This is a genomic window from Chryseobacterium panacisoli (assembly GCF_008274625.1).
GTDB lineage: Bacteria > Bacteroidota > Bacteroidia > Flavobacteriales > Weeksellaceae > Chryseobacterium > Chryseobacterium panacisoli.
Genome location: NZ_VTRU01000002.1, coordinates 372126 through 388887 on the forward strand (window position 1 = coordinate 372126; position 16762 = coordinate 388887).

Genomic DNA, 16762 nt, shown 5'->3' on the forward strand with positions numbered 1-16762 from the left:
GAATAATGTTACCAACTTTTATAATAAACTTTCTGAAGATAATGCAGTGTATTAAAAGTAAACTTCCCTACATTTCTTAAAATTAATTTTTCAGTAAGTGTTTTATTATCAAGTTCTCTAAGGTATTTTTTATGACCTTCAGTCAATCTGTTTTCTTTGTAAGCCTCATGGATAAGTTTTAGTATTTTCTTTTTCATTTCAGGCTGTTCTTTGTGCTTCAGATAAATATCAAAATACGATACATCTAAAAAGTTTTTCTTTTTATGAGAATTTGTAGCATGCATTCTATAGCTGCAGGACTTGTAATCATCATAAATGAAATCATATTTTTGGCTTAATCTCAGCCACATATCGTAATCTTCAAAAGTTAGAGTTTCATCCCAACCTCCAATCTCCTTTATGATAGAAGATTTGGTGACACATGACATGGCAGGAAGAAAATTATCTTCGAGTAATCTTTTGTAAAAATTTCCGGATTCAATCGTCAGATACCTGTGAAAATAGGGGATAAAAGTATTTTGAAAACGTACTGAATTATCATCTATGATGTGAGCATTTGAAAATACCAAAGCTTCATTAGGAGACGAATTTTCAAGCAGAGCCACATGTCTTTCTATTTTGTCAGGCTCCATAAGGTCATCAAGGGCTATGGTAATAAGATATTTGCCCTTTGATATATTCAATAGCTCGTTTAATGATTTACAGATCCCTTTGTTTTGAGAATGGGGAATGAACTGGATATCCAGCTGGGGATTATCTTTGATCCAATTATTGATGACTTTTACAGAATTGTCTTTAGAACAGTCGTCACAAATCAGGATCTCAATATTTCTATATTTCTGAGATTTGAAACTTTCTAAAGATTCTGTTACAAACCGTTCCTGGTTGTAACTAAGGCATAAAATCGAAACCAGAGGCAATTCTGTCATGATATTTTACTTTATTGAATTCAAGCTTTTTTATAAGAGTTAAAAACTTTAAAATCCATTTACAATTTCTATTACTTTTTCAATTTCTTCCTCTGTCATTACAGGGGAAATAGGTAAACTTAATACTTCTTCATGGATTTTTTCACTGATCGGGAAAGACTGATCATTCCATTCTTTATAAGCTTGCTGCCTATGAGGTGGGATAGGGTAGTGTATCAGTGTTTGAATACCATTTTCAGTTAAATACTTTTGAAGCTCATCACGGTTTTCTGTTCTGATGACAAATAAATGCCAAACATGTTCATTTTCATCAGCTGGGTTTTCCGGAAGAATTATTTTGGGGTTTGATATTTCTGCAATATACTTTTTTGCAATATTTTTTCTTACCGAATTTTCTTCATCAATATATTTTAACTTAATGTTCAAAACGGCAGCCTGTATTTCATCCAATCTTGAGTTTAGTCCCTGATAAATATTGACATATTTCTGATTAGATCCATAGTTGGCCAGTGCTCTGATTACTTTTGCTAAATCGTCATCATTGGTTGTAATAGCTCCTGCATCTCCCAAAGCCCCCAGGTTTTTTCCGGGATAAAAACTAAAACCGGCAGCATCTCCTAAATTTCCTGTTTTTTTTCCGTTTATTATTGCACCAATAGCCTGAGCATTATCTTCTATTAGTTTTAACTGATGTTTTTCTGCTAAATCTTTAAGATGATCTGTGAAAACAGTGCGCCCGTATAGATGAACAATCAGAATTCCTTTTGTTTTTGAAGTGATTTTTTCTTCAATTTTTGTGATGTCAATATTATAATTATTAATATCAGGCTCTACAAGAACAGGAATCAGGCCATTGTCTGAAATGGCAAGAATGGATGCAATATAAGTATTGGATGGGACAAGGATTTCATCCCCACGATCCATAATTCCCATTTCAATATATCCTCGAAGAATAAGGCGTAATGCATCTAAACCATTAGCAACACCAATGGCGTGTTTAGCCCCAATATATTGAGAAAGATTGCTTTCAAATGAAGAAAGTTCCTGTCCCATAAGATACCATCCGGAACGGAAAACCTGTGAAAGTTTTGTTTCAATTTCTTCCTGATGCTTTAAATTGATTTTTTGTAAGTCTAAAAATTTAATCATCTCTTTAATTATCTTTATTTGTGTTGTTGTTCAGTGTTGTGTATATTTTTTGTGATAATATATTTTTATATTGCTCCGTACCAAACAGTGTTAAATGGTTGGTGTCATAGATGTATGGGTAGTTTTCTGAAGAGACTTTGCTAATCTTTACATTAAGCAGATCAATATATTGATCCCCCAAATAGTTTTTTAAAAAAGTATTGAATCTTTCAGTCTCCCTGATTTTCTTTTCCTCTGTATACATATTTGCATTATACTTTTTCTTGATATAGTAGTAGGTTGGAAAATCTATAACGTAAAAATCAGTCATACCTATGTAAACAGTTGGTATTTTATATTTTGAAAAATACTGTTCTGTTGTTTTAAGATTGTTTTTTATCTCTTTTTCAGGATATCCCGAATAATTAACATTGATAATGATAAGGTCTATATTTTTATAATATTTAGGGAAATATTCGGTGAATATATAATTGAAATACTGTACAGGATTAGGATAAATGCCTTTAGAGTTTTCCATTGGATAAGTAGCATCTGCGGTAATCTGAATAAGGTTGATATCTTTTTTATCTGCAAAGATATTATTAACGGTTTCAGAAAACATTCCTGCATGGCTGTCTCCTAAAAGAACGATATTTTTTTTATCAGAAACAGGAACATCAAGATTCTGTATAATCGTTTTATAATCCTTTTTATGCGTAAGATGTTTGACGTCAATTTTATACTGATCTTCAGCTTTTTTGCTATACTTATAGCTCGAGGTAGTATTGATCAGGTTTTTATTTTCATTTGTATATTTCTCAGCATCTACTTTAGTAATTGAGAATGAAAAAATAAATATAATCAGACTCACTGCCAGAACTGATTTAGCCTTATTAGAATAGTTTCTTTTTTCGATGCCTTCGTAGGAAAGTACAGCAAGAACTAATGAAATGCATATTGCTAGAATACGATATTTCAAACTCGTATCTACTTCAAAAAACAGGATGAATACATACAATGGCCAATGGTAGAGATACAGGGAATAAGATATATTTCCCAGATAGGTAACTATTTTATTTTTATATGCTGTGAATTCATAATTCATGCTGATGAGCAGTGCTGTAAAGAACACCGGAATTATAGTGTACAATGATGGCCATGAAGAAGCATGAAAGAGAAAAATAAAAGATATTACTGCTGAAAGTGAGGTCAAAGCCAATACCAGCTTTACCTTTTTCGGAGTATGCTGCATTTTGTCTTCCAAAAAAAATGCAACTCCGCCCAGCATCATTTCCCATGCTCTGGGATAAAAAATGTAAAAAGAGAAATCAGGATCATAACTTCTATGGATTAGCATAGTAGCAAACGAAATAAAAGCTAATGCTAAAAAGGCTGCAATAAAGATGTTCTTTTTAGTGGTATATAGTTTCCTTAAGAGAAGTAATATGAGCGGATAGATTAAATAGAACTGCCATTCTACGGAAAGAGACCATGAATGTAAAAGAAAGTTGTATTGAGAAGATGAGTCGAAATATCCGTTATTCAGATAATAATAAATATTTGAAAAAAATAGGACACTGGAAAAAGCACTTCTAAAAAAGTTGACAATCTGTGGTTGAAGAAAAAGAAATATCAGGAATGAGAAAACCACTACTACTCCTAAAAGTGCAGGAATAATTCTGATAATTCTTCTTCTGTAAAAATCCCATAGATTAAAGCTTCCCTTATCAAAGGAGGACAAAATAATTTTGGTCATTAAAAAACCTGAAATAACAAAGAATATGTCGACACCGATAAATCCGGATTTAAACCATTGAAATTTATAATGATAGAAAAGAACGGCGAGTACAGAAAATGCCCGCAGAAAAGAAATATCGTATCTGAAACTATTGTTTTTCAATTATTTTGCTTAATCGTTTTCGTATCCGTTTTCTTTTTTCCATTCATCAAACCCTTCTTTTTCCCAAGGCAGACCTCTTGAAAAGTTATAAGGCCACGGGTAATGAGATTTTCCCGTTTCTCTCGATTTCATTTCTCGGACATCCTTGATTTTTCTTCCAGGATTCCCAAGAATTAAAGAATAATCTTCATAATTACCCCCAACCAAGGATTGTGCACCTACCAAACAATGCTTCCCGATTACGGTTCCGGGTAGTAAAACAGTACCTACAGCTATCTGGGAAAAATCTCCGATAGTAGCACCTATACACACATCAGAAGGAGGAGTAGGGTCATTAGTAAATACTACATAAGGATAAATGAAAACAAAATTTCCTATGGTAGACTTTTGACCAATATGCACATTGCTGTGAAGCCAGCAGTTATTACCAAAAGTAACATGTCCCTGTATATCTGTAACCGTTCCCAGTCTGCAGTTGTTTCCGAAAACAGAGTTCTCTCTTATCGTAACCCTGTGGCCGGTAGAAAAATTATTACCAAAACGGGATCCTGCATATAAGATAGTGTGGCTTCTTATTAATGCATTTTCGCCGATTATGGTTTCAGGGTTTACATAATCATCTTTAAAATAATAATCATTAAGCGGTTCCCCGATAATACAATCATTAGAAATAATAGAATTATCGCCGATAATCACATTGTCATAGATTACAGTATTGTCACCTATTTTTACATTTTTACCTATTTTGGCTTTATCGCTTATTGAGACGTTTCTGTTATTAAATTTCATTGGGGTAATCTTTAAAGTCTTGATAATTTCTAAAATAGTCATCCTCATCATAAAGTTCGGAAGCCAAACATAATAATACTGCACTATGACTGAACTTTATGTCTCTCCATACTAATTTAGGGATATATAAACCTGTATTGGGACTATCTAATACGAAAACCTCTTTTTTACCATCTTTATCTTCCGTATTGAAAGTAATGGTACCCGCTACAGCAACAATGAGTTGTTGAAGATTTTTATGGGCATGTCCTCCACGGCTTACATCCTGTGGAGTATAATAAGTCCAGTATACTCTTTTAATATCAAAAGGTACATCTTTCTGTGCTTCAGAAATAGTAATATATCCCAGTTCAGGTGAACCTATTTTATTCAAATTTATTATATGGGGGCCTTTCATAAAGTTGTTTTTGATGAGATGATAAAACGAATGTTAGAGACAATTATGGTGCTTGTACTTTATATTCAAATTGAGGTCTGGTTACTCCAGGGTAAATATACATGATGTCTCCTACCTTTACATTTTCTACTTCAAATCCGATAAAATTATCAATTCCATATAGAAGAGTTTTTTGATCTTTTCCAAAGTAAAGTTTAAAATAATAATTTCCTGCATTCAGAAGCCCTGTAGGAATATCAAACTCTACAGTATATTCGCCGACTTTTGCGTCTCCTTTTGCTGAAACAAATTTTCCAACATGGAAAATCACCAACTCATCGTAGTTTTTCAATTCAAAGGTTGTGTCAAGTGTAATATCAGGACAATAATTATGAAAAACAAGTTTAACATGCACCCCGGAATCAATATCCAATAATTCTCCTTTAATTGGGGTTACTGAAAACTCTTTAATCCTGATATTTTCATTACCCATAGCTTCATCAAGATTTCCATTATAGGTATAAGAACTTTCTCTTGCGCTGCTTTTTTGATATTCTATAATGGTGCTGAGAATATCACCTTGATAATCAATTTGGCCATGGTTTAAAAGAATTCCTTTTGTACAGAGTTCTTTAACGGCTGTCATATTATGACTTACAAAAAGAATAGTACGGCCTTCTCCTCTCGTTACATCATTCATTTTACCAAGGCATTTTTTCTGAAATTCTGCATCTCCCACAGCCAATACTTCGTCCACAATAAGAATTTCAGACTCTAAGTGAGCAGCAACAGCAAATGCAAGACGCACATACATTCCGGAAGAGTATCTTTTAACGGGGGTGTCAATATATCTTTCAACGCCTGAAAAATCTACGATTTCATCAAACTTTCTTGTAATTTCCTTTCTTGTCATCCCTAGGATGGCACCATTAAGAAAGACATTTTCCCTTCCTGTCATTTCAGGGTGGAATCCTGTTCCTACTTCCAATAGAGAGGCTATTCTTCCGTTGGTATGAATCTGTCCTGTTGTGGGTTTTGTAACTTTACTCAATACCTTTAATAGGGTAGATTTTCCCGCACCATTTCTTCCGATAATTCCAACAGCATCTCCTTTCTCGATTTCAAAATTGATATCACGAAGAGACCATACATATTCAGAATCTCCTTTTGTAGTTCTGTCGTTTGTTTCTCCAATCTTAAGATAAGGGTCTTCTTTTCCCCTTACTTTATGCCAGAATCTGTTGAGGTCATGAGACAGAGTTCCTGTACCGACTTGTCCCAGACGGTATTGTTTAGATATGTTTTCTGCTTTTAAAGCCAGCATGTTTTTTTAATTTAAATATTTGAAAGAAAATAATTACACCGTATCCATAAAAGTTTTTTCAACTTTATTGAATACAACAATTCCTATCATTAAAAGGATAAGAATAATAGCAGTACTAATTCCCAACATGGTAGGAGAAAAGTCTCCAACACCAATCCAGGCATATTTAAAACACTCAAAAATACCGGTTAAAGGGTTATAGTAGGCCAGATTTTTAAAGAATCCCGGTAATGAAGAGACAGGGTATATTACTGGAGTTGCATACATATATAAACTTACTCCAAAACCTAACAGCATTGCCAAATCTTTATATTTTGTAGTAAGGGCAGAAAATATCATTCCAACACCTAATGCAAAAAGCGCCATCAGAAATATAAGAAATGGGGTTGCCAGAATCCAGATATTAGGATGGGCTTCTCCTTTATAGTAATAATAAGCCCACGCAAGGATGAATAGAATAAACTGTACTCCAAACCTCATAAGGTTAGAGATGACGATTGACAATGGGGTAACCAGTCTTGGAAAATACACTTTTCCGAAAATTCCGGCATTTCCTGTAAAAGTGGAGGATGTAGCCAGTAAAGAAGAAGAAAAATAATTCCAAAGAGTAACGCCGGCCAGATAAAAAAGAAGAGGCGGTGCTCCATCTGTTGGGAGTTTCGCAATTCTTCCAAAAATAACCAGATATACGATGGTTGTTAGAATGGGATTGATAAAAAACCATATAGGTCCTAAAATAGTCTGCTTAAAACTGGATATAAAATCTCTCTTTACAAACATATAAACAAGATCTTTGTATTTCCAGACTTCTTTTAGTTTCAAGTCAAATAACGAATGATCTGCACCAATCGTCTCAGTCCACTTCTGTTGTGGTTCATTCATCTGTGTAAGTTTTTGCAAATTTATAATAATTAATTCTTACCGTACCTTTTCGTTTATAAATTTTCATGATAAATAAAACTAAAAATCAACAACTAATATATTGATAATTGATGGTATGAACAAAAACTATTGGCCATAAAGCCAATAGTCTATGATTTTTATAAATTATATTTGTTATTTCCCGATAAGTTGTTTCAGATATTCACCATAGCCGCTTTTGCCATATTTTGCCGCAGTTTCAAGCAGTTTTTCTTCATTAATGAATTTATTCCTGAACGCTATTTCTTCAATACAGCCGATTTTAAACCCTTGTCTTTTTTCTATAACACTTACAAATTCTGAAGCGTCATGAAGAGAATCAAAAGTTCCGGTGTCCAGCCATGCAGTGCCTCTGTCAAGAACTGCAACCTCAAGCTTTTCGTTTTTTAAATAGACATTATTAATATCGGTGATTTCCAGCTCTCCTCTTGCAGAGGGTTTGATGTTTTTAGCAATTTCTACCACATCATTATCATAAAAGTAAAGACCCGGTACTGCATAATTTGACTTAGGGTTTATAGGTTTTTCTTCAATAGAGACAGCTTTTAAATCTTTATCAAATTCTACAACACCATATCTTTCGGGGTCGGCAACGTGATAGGCGAAAACAACTCCTCCATTCGGGTTTGTTTTATTTTTCAGTAAAGTTCCCATTTCGGAACCGTAGAAAATATTATCACCCAATACCAGTGCAGCAGAATCATTGCCAATAAACTGATCCCCCAAAATAAATGCCTGTGCTAAACCATCAGGGCTTGGCTGTACAACATATTCTATATTACAGCCAATTTGGGAACCATCTCCCAAAAGTTTGATAAACCCGGCCTGGTCGTGTGGGGTCGTAATGATTAGGATATCCTTGATTCCGGCTAAAAGAAGTGTGGAAAGCGGATAATAGATCATTGGTTTGTCATAAACAGGCATCAGCTGCTTGCTTACGGCAATGGTTAGAGGGTAAAGTCTTGTTCCGGAACCTCCGGCTAATATTATTCCTTTCATTTGGTGGTGCGTATTACGCTTATTTTCTTTTGTGTTATAAATTGATTTTTATTTTGCTATTTCAGGATTGCTCCTTCCATAGCTAAGACCTTTAGCTGTATTGTTTGCTGTAGTAATCCTGATAATTTCCGGAAGTTACATTTTCAAGCCATTCTTTATTTTCAAGATACCAGTCTATAGTTTTTCCCAGCCCTTCTTCAAAAGTCACTGATGGTTTCCAGCCTAAATCTTTATTTAATTTCGTGGCATCAATAGCATAACGTTTGTCATGGCCGGGTCTGTCCTTTACAAAAGTGATCAGTTTTTCAGAGTAGCCTTCCGGTCTTTCCAGCTTTGCATCCATTTGCTTGATCAGTTCTTTTACAAGATCAATATTCTGCCACTCATTGAATCCTCCGATATTGTAAGTCTCACCAGTTTTTGCTTCCATAAAAATTTGATGAATTGCTTTGGCGTGATCAATTACAAATAACCAGTCCCTCGTATATTTTCCATCACCATAAATAGGAAGAGGTCTTTCGTTGATGATATTTGAAATACAAAGAGGAATCAGTTTTTCAGGAAAATGATTCGGACCATAATTATTAGAACAGTTGGATACGATGAAAGGCATTCCGTAAGTATTTCCGTAAGCCCTTACCAAATGGTCAGAAGCTGCTTTTGAAGCAGAATACGGAGATTGTGGGTCGTATGGAGTTGTTTCTAAAAAGAATCCTGTTTCACCCAGACTTCCATATACTTCATCAGTAGAAATATGGTAGAACAGGTTGGTTCTTTTTTCATCCGGGAATCTGCCATGGGTGTGGTCAGGGTTTAATGTCCAGAACTCTTTACAGAGATTCAGAAGATTGGCTGTTCCGTTTACATTGGTGTTAATAAACGCCATCGGATCGGTAATACTTCTGTCTACATGACTTTCTGCCGCCAAATGTACTACAGCATCGGGATTATATTTTTCAAAAACCTTTCTGAGTTCTTCCGGGTTTGTGATGTCTGCTTTTTCGAAAACGTAATTGGGCTCATTTTCAATGTCCTTTAAGTTTTCAAGATTTCCGGCGTAGGTGAGGGCATCAAGATTGATGATCTTTGTATCCGGATTGTTTTTTACAAATTCTCTTACAACATGGGAGCCGATGAATCCGGCACCTCCTGTAATGATAATGTTTTTCATTTGTTTATTTTGAGATGGTCTTTCTTCCTATACTTTTATAATGAAATCCGTTTTGTTCAGGGATTTCCAATGGGTACATATTTCTGCCGTCGAAAATGACTTTGTTTTTCATTTTTTTAGCCATAAGCTCAAAATTAGGATTTTTAAACTCCGGCCATTCGGTGGCGATAAATAATGCATCAACATCTTCCAATGCGTCATACATTCCTTTGGCATATTGTATTTTGCTGCCAAGGAGTTTCTGAACATTGCTTTCGGCAACAGCATCATAGGCTATAATCTCTGCACCCTTTTCCAATAAAAGAGCAATATTATCTAAAGATGAAGCCTCTCTGATATCATCTGTGTTTGCTTTGAAGGCAAGTCCCCACATGGCAATTTTCTTTCCTTCTATATTTCCACCGAAATACTTTTCGATTTCTGATACTAGAATTACTTTTTGACTAGTGTTTACATTTTCAGTAGCTTCAAGGATCTGGAAATTAAAATCTTCCTGTTTTCCGGATTTTATAAGAGCTTTTACGTCTTTAGGAAAACAGCTTCCTCCATATCCGATTCCCGGGAATAAGAATCGATGTCCGATTCTGTCATCACTACCCATTCCCAGTCTTACCTTATCTACATCTGCACCTACTTTTTCGCAGTAGTTTGCAATTTCGTTCATAAAGGTAATCTTTACTGCCAAAAATGAATTCGCAGCATATTTTGTAAGCTCCGATGATTTCTCATCCATAAAGATGATTGGAATTCCCGTATTGGTAAAAGGCTGATAGATTTTAGACATGATGTCTTTTGCTCTTTCTGAGCTGGCACCTACAACTACTCTTGAGGGATTCATAGAGTCTTCAACAGCAAAGCCTTCTCTTAAAAATTCAGGATTTGAAACTACATCAAAAGGAAGGTTGGTTTTGGAAGAGATTGTTTCTCTTACCCTGTCCGCCGTTCCTACGGGAACCGTACTTTTATTGACAACAACTTTATATTCTGTCATCATCTCGCCAATGTTGTTGGCTACCTGAAGTACATAAGATAAATCTGCAGAGCCGTCTTCTCCCGGAGGAGTTGGTAATGCCAGATATATGACTTCGCTTTTGTCTAAGGCTTCTTTAAGATCGGTAGTGAAAAATAATCTTTCAGACTGAATGTTTCTTAAAAACATCTCTTCAAGGTTCGGCTCATAGATGGGAACAATGCCGTTTTTCAAACCTTCTACTTTTTTTTCATCAATATCAACACAGTATACTGAATTGCCAAGTTCTGCCAGAGTAGTTCCTGTAACTAGTCCTACATAACCTGTTCCTACAATCGTTATATTCAAAATGTTTGTTTTTAAATTCTAAAGACAAAAGTAATAAAAATCCTGTGACATATTCTTTTAAATTATCGTAAATGAATCTGACGCTATTTGCTTGATACTTAAGATAATTTTGTGTTTTTGGAAAAAATGCGTATATTTGCAATGGATTTACGGGAAAAAATGGGAAGGCTTCGGAAGAAAGCCTTTTTTCGTACTGTAAATCAAGATAAAATTATATGGAGTTTAGAAAAAGAATTGACGAATTGTTAAATGAATTCCTTGAGACCAGAAAAGATCTGTTTCTTATTGATCTTAAAATTTCTGCAGGGGATGATATTACAGTGATTTTAGATGGTGATAACGGAGTTTCGCTGCAGGACTGCCTTGATGCAAGCCGTGCAATAGAATTCAATATGGATCGTGAAGAGCATGACTTCAGCCTTCAGGTAATGTCTGCAGGATTGAGCGAACCATTATCCACACCAAGACAGTTCGGTAAAAACATTGGAAGAGAGATTGAGGTAATGCTGGAGGATTCTTCTAAAATAGAAGGAGAATTGTCAAAAGTAGATGATGAAAAGATCACACTTACTTTGCGTTACCGTAAGCCGAAAGATATCGGAAAAGGAAAAGTAGATGTAGAAGAGGAGAAAGAGATTGCTTACTCCGAAATCAAGAAAGCATTAGTAGTAATTAAATTTTAAAAAGAAAAAAGAATAGATGGATAATATAGCGTTGATTGAATCCTTTGGTGATTTTAAAGACGAAAAGGGGATCAGTAAAATTGATCTTATGGCAATTATTGAAGATTCACTGAAGACTCTTTTGAGAAAAAGATTTGATTCGGATGATCATTTTGATGTGATTGTAAACCCGGATAAAGGAGATTTTCAGATATTTTTAAATAAAACAATTGTAGAGGACGAAATGTCTGAAGATGATGATTTGGAGATTGAAATTTCTGAAGCAAAGAAGATTGATCCTACCTTTGAAGTAGGTGAGGACTTTACAATGGAAATTCCTGTTGCACAGTTGGGAAGAAGAAATATTCTTACCCTTAAGCAGATTCTGGCTACAAAACTTCAGGAGCACAATAATGCAATGCTGTACGAGCAGTTTAGAGATAAAATTGGAGAAATAGTTGTAGGAGAAATCCACCATATCCGTCACAAGCATGTGATTTTGCTGGATGATGAAGGAAATGAATTTATTTTACCAAAAGAAAACCAGATCCCATCCGATTTCTTTAAAAAGGGTGAGAATATCAGAGCTATTGTTGAAACAGTAGACTTTAAAGGTTCTAAACCGCAGATTATTATTTCCAGAACTGCACCTAAATTCCTTGAGAAATTATTGGAGCTGGAAATTCCTGAGATCCAGGACGGAACAATTATGCTGAAAAAGGTAGTAAGAATTCCTGGTGAAAAGGCGAAGATTGCAGTAGATGCTTATGATGACAGAATTGATCCGGTAGGTGCCTGTGTAGGTGTTAAAGGATCTAGAATTCATGGGGTTGTAAGAGAGTTGAGAAATGAGAACATCGATGTTATTCAGTGGTCTAAAAACCCTGAGATTTTGGTGAAGAGAGCTTTAGGGAATGTTACTGTCAATAAAATTGACATCAATGAGGATCAAAACTATGCACTAGTATATACTCCTGTTGAAGAGATTTCTAAAGTAATTGGAAAACAAGGACAGAATATTAGACTGGCTTCTTGGTTGTCAGGATATGAAATTGATGTATACAGAGAGTCCAGCGAGGATGACGATGTTGAATTGAGAGAATTTAATGACGATATCGAGCAGTGGATTTTGGATGAGTTTAAGAAAGTAGGACTTACAACTGCAAAATCAGTATTAGATAAAGAAACTGAAAGTCTTTTAAATATGGTAGACCTTGAAGAAGAAACAATCGAGGAGGTAAAACGTATTTTGAGAGAAGAATTTGAAGATTAAGATTTAAATAAATTTTAATAAACAGTAAAAAGGAAATACTTTAATTTTAAAAATTAAAAAACAGTAAATAATATAGATGCCAAAAATTAGATTAAATAAAGCGGTTAAGGAATTCAACATTTCGATGTCCAGATTAGTAGAGTTTTTACAATCAAAGGGTATTGAAGTTGAAAGCAATCCTAACGCTCAATTGGAAGAATCGGCATATTCTGCATTGGAAGCTGAGTTTGCTAAAGATGGCGAACAACGAAAAGCTTCCCATGAGGTGGTAATCACTAAAGTTCCGGAAGAAAAACTGGAAATTGAAGAGAAGAAAACCCCTGAAGTGATAAGAGCTAAAGCAAATAAACCAGAAACTAGAATTTTAGGTAAAATAGATCTAGAACCTAAGAAGCCTGAAGTTGAGGAAGCTCCTGCAGCTCCTGTGGCTCCTGTTGCAACACCGGTTGAAGAAAAGAAAGAAGAAATCGTGAAAGAAGAACAGCCGGAAGTTAAAACAGCTCCTGAAAAACAGGAATTCAAAGTGTTGGATAAAATTGATTTGTCTCAAATAGAATCTAGAAACAGACCTGTGAAAAAAGACAAGCCAAAAATGGAGGAGAAAAAAGAAGAAGTTAAACCAGTGGAACCAGTAAAAGAAACTCCAAAGCCAGCTGTTGTTGAGGAGAAAAAAGTGGAAACTCCAAAAACTGAATCTGAGCCTGAATCTCAGGAACCTCAGAAAATTGAGACGGTATATCAAAAACTTGACGGTCCTAAGATCGTAGGAGAAAAGATCGACTTGACTCAATTTGCACCAAAACCAAGTTCTGGAGCAAAAAAGAAAAGAAAGAGAATTGAAAAACCTGGTGGCCAGAATAACCAACAAGGTCAAGGGAACAATCAAAACTCAGGAAATAATAATAACCAAGGCGGACAAGGTCAAGGCCAAGGAAACCGTCCACATAACAACAACGGTGGACAAGGTGGAAACCGTCAAGGTCAGGGAGGACAAGGAAATCGTCCTCAAGGTCAGGGCGGCCAGGGCCAGGGCGGAAACCGTTTTGGAAATAACCAAGGTGGTGGAAACCGTCAGGGACAAGGTGGTGGCGGCTTCAAAAAAGGCGGCCAGAACAACAGACCTGGACAAAGAGTTATGCCAGTTGAACTGACTGACGAACAAGTTAAAAACCAGATCAAGGAAACATTAGAAAAACTTACTAATAAAGGAGGTAAATCTAAATCTGCAAAACACAGAAAAGACAAAAGAACTTTCCGTAGAGAGCAGGATGAGCGTCAGCAGGAGCTTGAGGCACAAGACAGAACTCTTAAAGTAACAGAATTCATCACTGTAGGTGAATTGGCAAGTTTGATGAATGTTTCTCCAACTGAAGTAATCTCTGCTTGTTTCTCACTAGGTGTAATGGTTACCATGAACCAAAGGCTTGAAGCTGATACTTTATTATTGGTAGCAGATGAGTTTGGTTATAAAATTGAATTCTCAGATGCCGATCTTGAAGAAAGCGACAGCGAAGATGAAATCGACAGTGAAGAAAGCTTAGTATCAAGAGCTCCAGTAGTTACTGTAATGGGACACGTTGACCACGGTAAAACTTCATTATTGGATTATGTTAGAAAAACTAACGTAATTGCAGGTGAATCCGGAGGAATTACTCAGCACATCGGTGCTTATAACGTGAAACTTGAAAACGGTCAGAGAATTACATTCTTAGATACTCCTGGTCACGAAGCCTTTACGGCAATGAGAGCGAGAGGTGCACAGATCACAGATATTGCAATTATTGTAATTGCTGCCGATGATGATGTAATGCCACAAACGAAAGAAGCAATTGCTCACGCTCAGGCGGCACAGGTACCAATGATTATTGCAATCAATAAAGTTGATAAGCCAAATGCAAACCCTGATAACATTCGCCAGCAGCTTTCAGGCTTAAACCCACCGGTTTTGGTTGAAGAATGGGGAGGAAATGTTCAGGCGCAGGAAATTTCAGCTAAGTTTGGTAATAATGTAGACGTATTATTGGAGAAAGTTTTATTACAAGCTGAAATGCTTGAACTAAAAGCAAATCCGGACCGTACAGCAAATGGTGTTGTTATTGAAGCATCTTTAGATAAAGGTAGAGGTTATGTGGCAACTATGTTGGTACAAACCGGAACCTTAAGAGTAGGAGACTATGTGGTAGCTGGTAAAAACCATGGTAAAGTAAAAGCTTTACTTGATGAAAGAGGGAAAAACCTTGCAGAAGCAGGTCCTTCAATTCCTGCAACAATCTTAGGTTTAGATGGAGCACCAACAGCTGGTGATAAATTCCGTGTATATGCTGACGAAAGTGAAGGTAAGGCTATTGCAAACAAGAGAGAACAGCTTCAGAGAGAACTTTCTATCAGAACGAAAAAACATACAACGCTTGAAGAATTAGGTAGACGTATTGCTTTAGGAGAGTTCAAAGAATTGAATATTATTCTTAAAGGTGACGTGGATGGTTCTGTAGAGGCACTTTCTGATCAGTTACAGAGATTATCAACAGAGGAAATCAGTGTTAAAATTCTTCACTCAGGTGTTGGACAGATCACTGAATCTGACATCAATTTAGCAGCAGCATCAGATGCAATTATTATTGGATTTAACGTGAGAGCGGGTGCTAATGCAAAAGAACTTGCAGACCGTGAGGAAATTGAAATCAGAACATACTCTGTAATCTATAAAGCAATAGATGAGGTAAAAGAAGCAATGGAAGGAATGCTTTCTCCGGAAATTCAGGAGCAGGTAATTGGTAATGTTGAAATCCGTGAGGTATTCAAGATTTCTAAGGTTGGTTCAATTGCCGGATGTATGGTTCTTACCGGAAAAGTTACAAGACAATCGAAAGTACGTCTGTTAAGAGATGGTATTGTTAAATTTGACGGTGAACTTGAAAGTTTGAAACGTTTCAAAGACGACGTTAAAGAAGTCACAAAAGGCTACGAATGTGGTCTGAACCTGAAAGGGTATAATGACATCGAAATCGGAGATATTCTTGAAGTTTATGAAGAAGTAGCTGTCAAGAAAAAACTGAAATAATACTTTCAGATAAGATATAAAGCAGGCATCTCAGATGCCTGCTTTTTTAGTATAATAGTTTTAATATTTTTAATTCTGATTCAAAAAAGTAACAAGTTTTATCAAGTCTTCTTCCTTATCAAACTTTACTTTATTTGATTTAAAGAAAGTGCTTAAGCTATCCTTTTTATCTGGAAACTGCTCAATGATTTCTTTTGAATTTTTAGGTTTCTTTATAAAGCCTTTGTCTGTTTTGATATAGTATACTGGGTCAAGTGTCTTAAAGTTTGCAGGCTTGTCACTGGCGTAGCCATTAGGAGCAGGTATATAATCAATAAATTTAGTTTTAATCTTTTTAAACAATAAATTTTTGCCATTGACAAGTTCGTAGAAATAACCACTTAATTCATCTGAAGTGTCTAACAATACAAGTGTTTGCTTAGGAGATGAAATTTCTATTCTTGCATGGTTTTGACTTTTAGGTAGTGCTAAAACCTGATCGTCTTTTTTGAATTCTATCTCATCGTTATAGCTGTTATACCTTACTTGAGTTTGCTCATCAGATGTACCGGAAATTTTAGCTTTTGCAAAAATTTTATTGGGATATGGAGTTCCTAGAATGTCATCATAATTTAGCACTTTACCAGATGATGATTGTAGTGTATAATATATAGGCTGAGTTCCTACACTATAATTTTGAGAAACTATCTGTTGCTGTGAAAAACAAAAAACACTGAGTAGTGAGAATGTGGATATGGTAATTTTTTTCATAGTATAATGATTTATTTATTTATTGATTATTGTTACCAAATGTATAAAATATATTGTTAAATATGGCACATTGCCTGTTTTTTTGCAAATATAAGTCGGTGGTATTAAGTGGCTTAAATTAGTGAAATATTTTATTTTTTTAGAATACTTGTAATAGGAGC

Annotated in this window: 14 protein-coding genes; 3 read left to right on the forward strand and 11 right to left on the reverse strand. The window is 35.3% G+C overall.

What is annotated here, in order from left to right:
- Positions 1 to 8: 8 nt before the first annotated feature.
- From FW781_RS12180 to FW781_RS12225, 10 genes are all read right to left on the reverse strand, one after another.
- Positions 9 to 929, reverse strand: a complete 921-nt coding sequence (locus tag FW781_RS12180; RefSeq protein WP_149387683.1) for a glycosyltransferase — start codon at positions 927 to 929, stop codon at positions 9 to 11.
- A gap of 48 nt (positions 930 to 977) precedes the next feature.
- Complete coding sequence (locus FW781_RS12185; RefSeq protein ID WP_149387684.1) at positions 978 to 2078, reverse strand: DegT/DnrJ/EryC1/StrS family aminotransferase; 1101 nt, start codon at positions 2076 to 2078, stop codon at positions 978 to 980.
- A gap of 4 nt (positions 2079 to 2082) precedes the next feature.
- The gene (locus tag FW781_RS12190; protein ID WP_149387685.1) at positions 2083 to 3957 is read right to left on the reverse strand and encodes an acyltransferase family protein; all 1875 of its coding nucleotides are present in this window, start codon (positions 3955 to 3957) and stop codon (positions 2083 to 2085) included.
- Positions 3958 to 3966: 9 nt separating this feature from the next.
- Positions 3967 to 4746 carry an N-acetyltransferase gene (locus FW781_RS12195; protein ID WP_149387686.1) on the reverse strand — a complete coding sequence of 260 codons (780 nt, stop codon included), beginning with the start codon at positions 4744 to 4746 and terminating at the stop codon, positions 3967 to 3969.
- Complete coding sequence (locus FW781_RS12200; protein ID WP_149387687.1) at positions 4736 to 5143, reverse strand: sugar 3,4-ketoisomerase; 408 nt, start codon at positions 5141 to 5143, stop codon at positions 4736 to 4738. The genes FW781_RS12195 and FW781_RS12200 overlap by 11 nt, the downstream gene beginning before the upstream one ends.
- 43 nt (positions 5144 to 5186) lie before the next feature.
- Entirely contained in the window at positions 5187 to 6446 is a 1260-nt protein-coding gene (locus FW781_RS12205) for an ABC transporter ATP-binding protein (RefSeq protein WP_149387688.1), read from the reverse strand.
- 33 nt (positions 6447 to 6479) lie between these two features.
- Positions 6480 to 7328, reverse strand: coding sequence for an ABC transporter permease (locus FW781_RS12210; protein ID WP_149387689.1), 849 nt, complete (start codon positions 7326 to 7328; stop codon positions 6480 to 6482).
- 174 nt (positions 7329 to 7502) lie between these two features.
- Positions 7503 to 8366: a glucose-1-phosphate thymidylyltransferase RfbA gene (gene rfbA / locus FW781_RS12215; RefSeq protein WP_149387690.1), complete on the reverse strand. Its 864-nt coding sequence runs from the start codon at positions 8364 to 8366 to the stop codon at positions 7503 to 7505.
- 91 nt (positions 8367 to 8457) lie between these two features.
- Positions 8458 to 9537, reverse strand: a complete 1080-nt coding sequence (rfbB, locus tag FW781_RS12220; RefSeq protein WP_149387691.1) for a dTDP-glucose 4,6-dehydratase — start codon at positions 9535 to 9537, stop codon at positions 8458 to 8460.
- A gap of 4 nt (positions 9538 to 9541) precedes the next feature.
- Positions 9542 to 10855, reverse strand: a complete 1314-nt coding sequence (locus FW781_RS12225; RefSeq protein ID WP_149387692.1) for a UDP-glucose dehydrogenase family protein — start codon at positions 10853 to 10855, stop codon at positions 9542 to 9544.
- A 215-nt stretch (positions 10856 to 11070) separates the two neighbouring features.
- On the opposite strand from FW781_RS12225, the gene rimP reads away from it, so the two are divergent.
- From rimP to infB, 3 genes are all read left to right on the forward strand, one after another.
- Positions 11071 to 11538, forward strand: coding sequence for a ribosome assembly cofactor RimP (rimP, locus tag FW781_RS12230; RefSeq protein ID WP_047376508.1), 468 nt, complete (start codon positions 11071 to 11073; stop codon positions 11536 to 11538).
- 16 nt (positions 11539 to 11554) lie between these two features.
- Positions 11555 to 12790 (forward strand): transcription termination factor NusA, encoded by a 1236-nt coding sequence (nusA, locus tag FW781_RS12235; RefSeq protein ID WP_047097519.1) that lies wholly within the window; start codon positions 11555 to 11557, stop codon positions 12788 to 12790.
- Between the two features lie 76 nt (positions 12791 to 12866).
- Positions 12867 to 15851 (forward strand): translation initiation factor IF-2, encoded by a 2985-nt coding sequence (gene infB / locus FW781_RS12240; RefSeq protein ID WP_149387693.1) that lies wholly within the window; start codon positions 12867 to 12869, stop codon positions 15849 to 15851.
- 69 nt (positions 15852 to 15920) lie between these two features.
- Here the strand turns inward: infB and FW781_RS12245 are convergent, their stop codons facing one another.
- Positions 15921 to 16601, reverse strand: a complete 681-nt coding sequence (locus tag FW781_RS12245) for a hypothetical protein (RefSeq protein ID WP_149387694.1) — start codon at positions 16599 to 16601, stop codon at positions 15921 to 15923.
- Between the last annotated feature and the right edge of the window lie 161 nt (positions 16602 to 16762).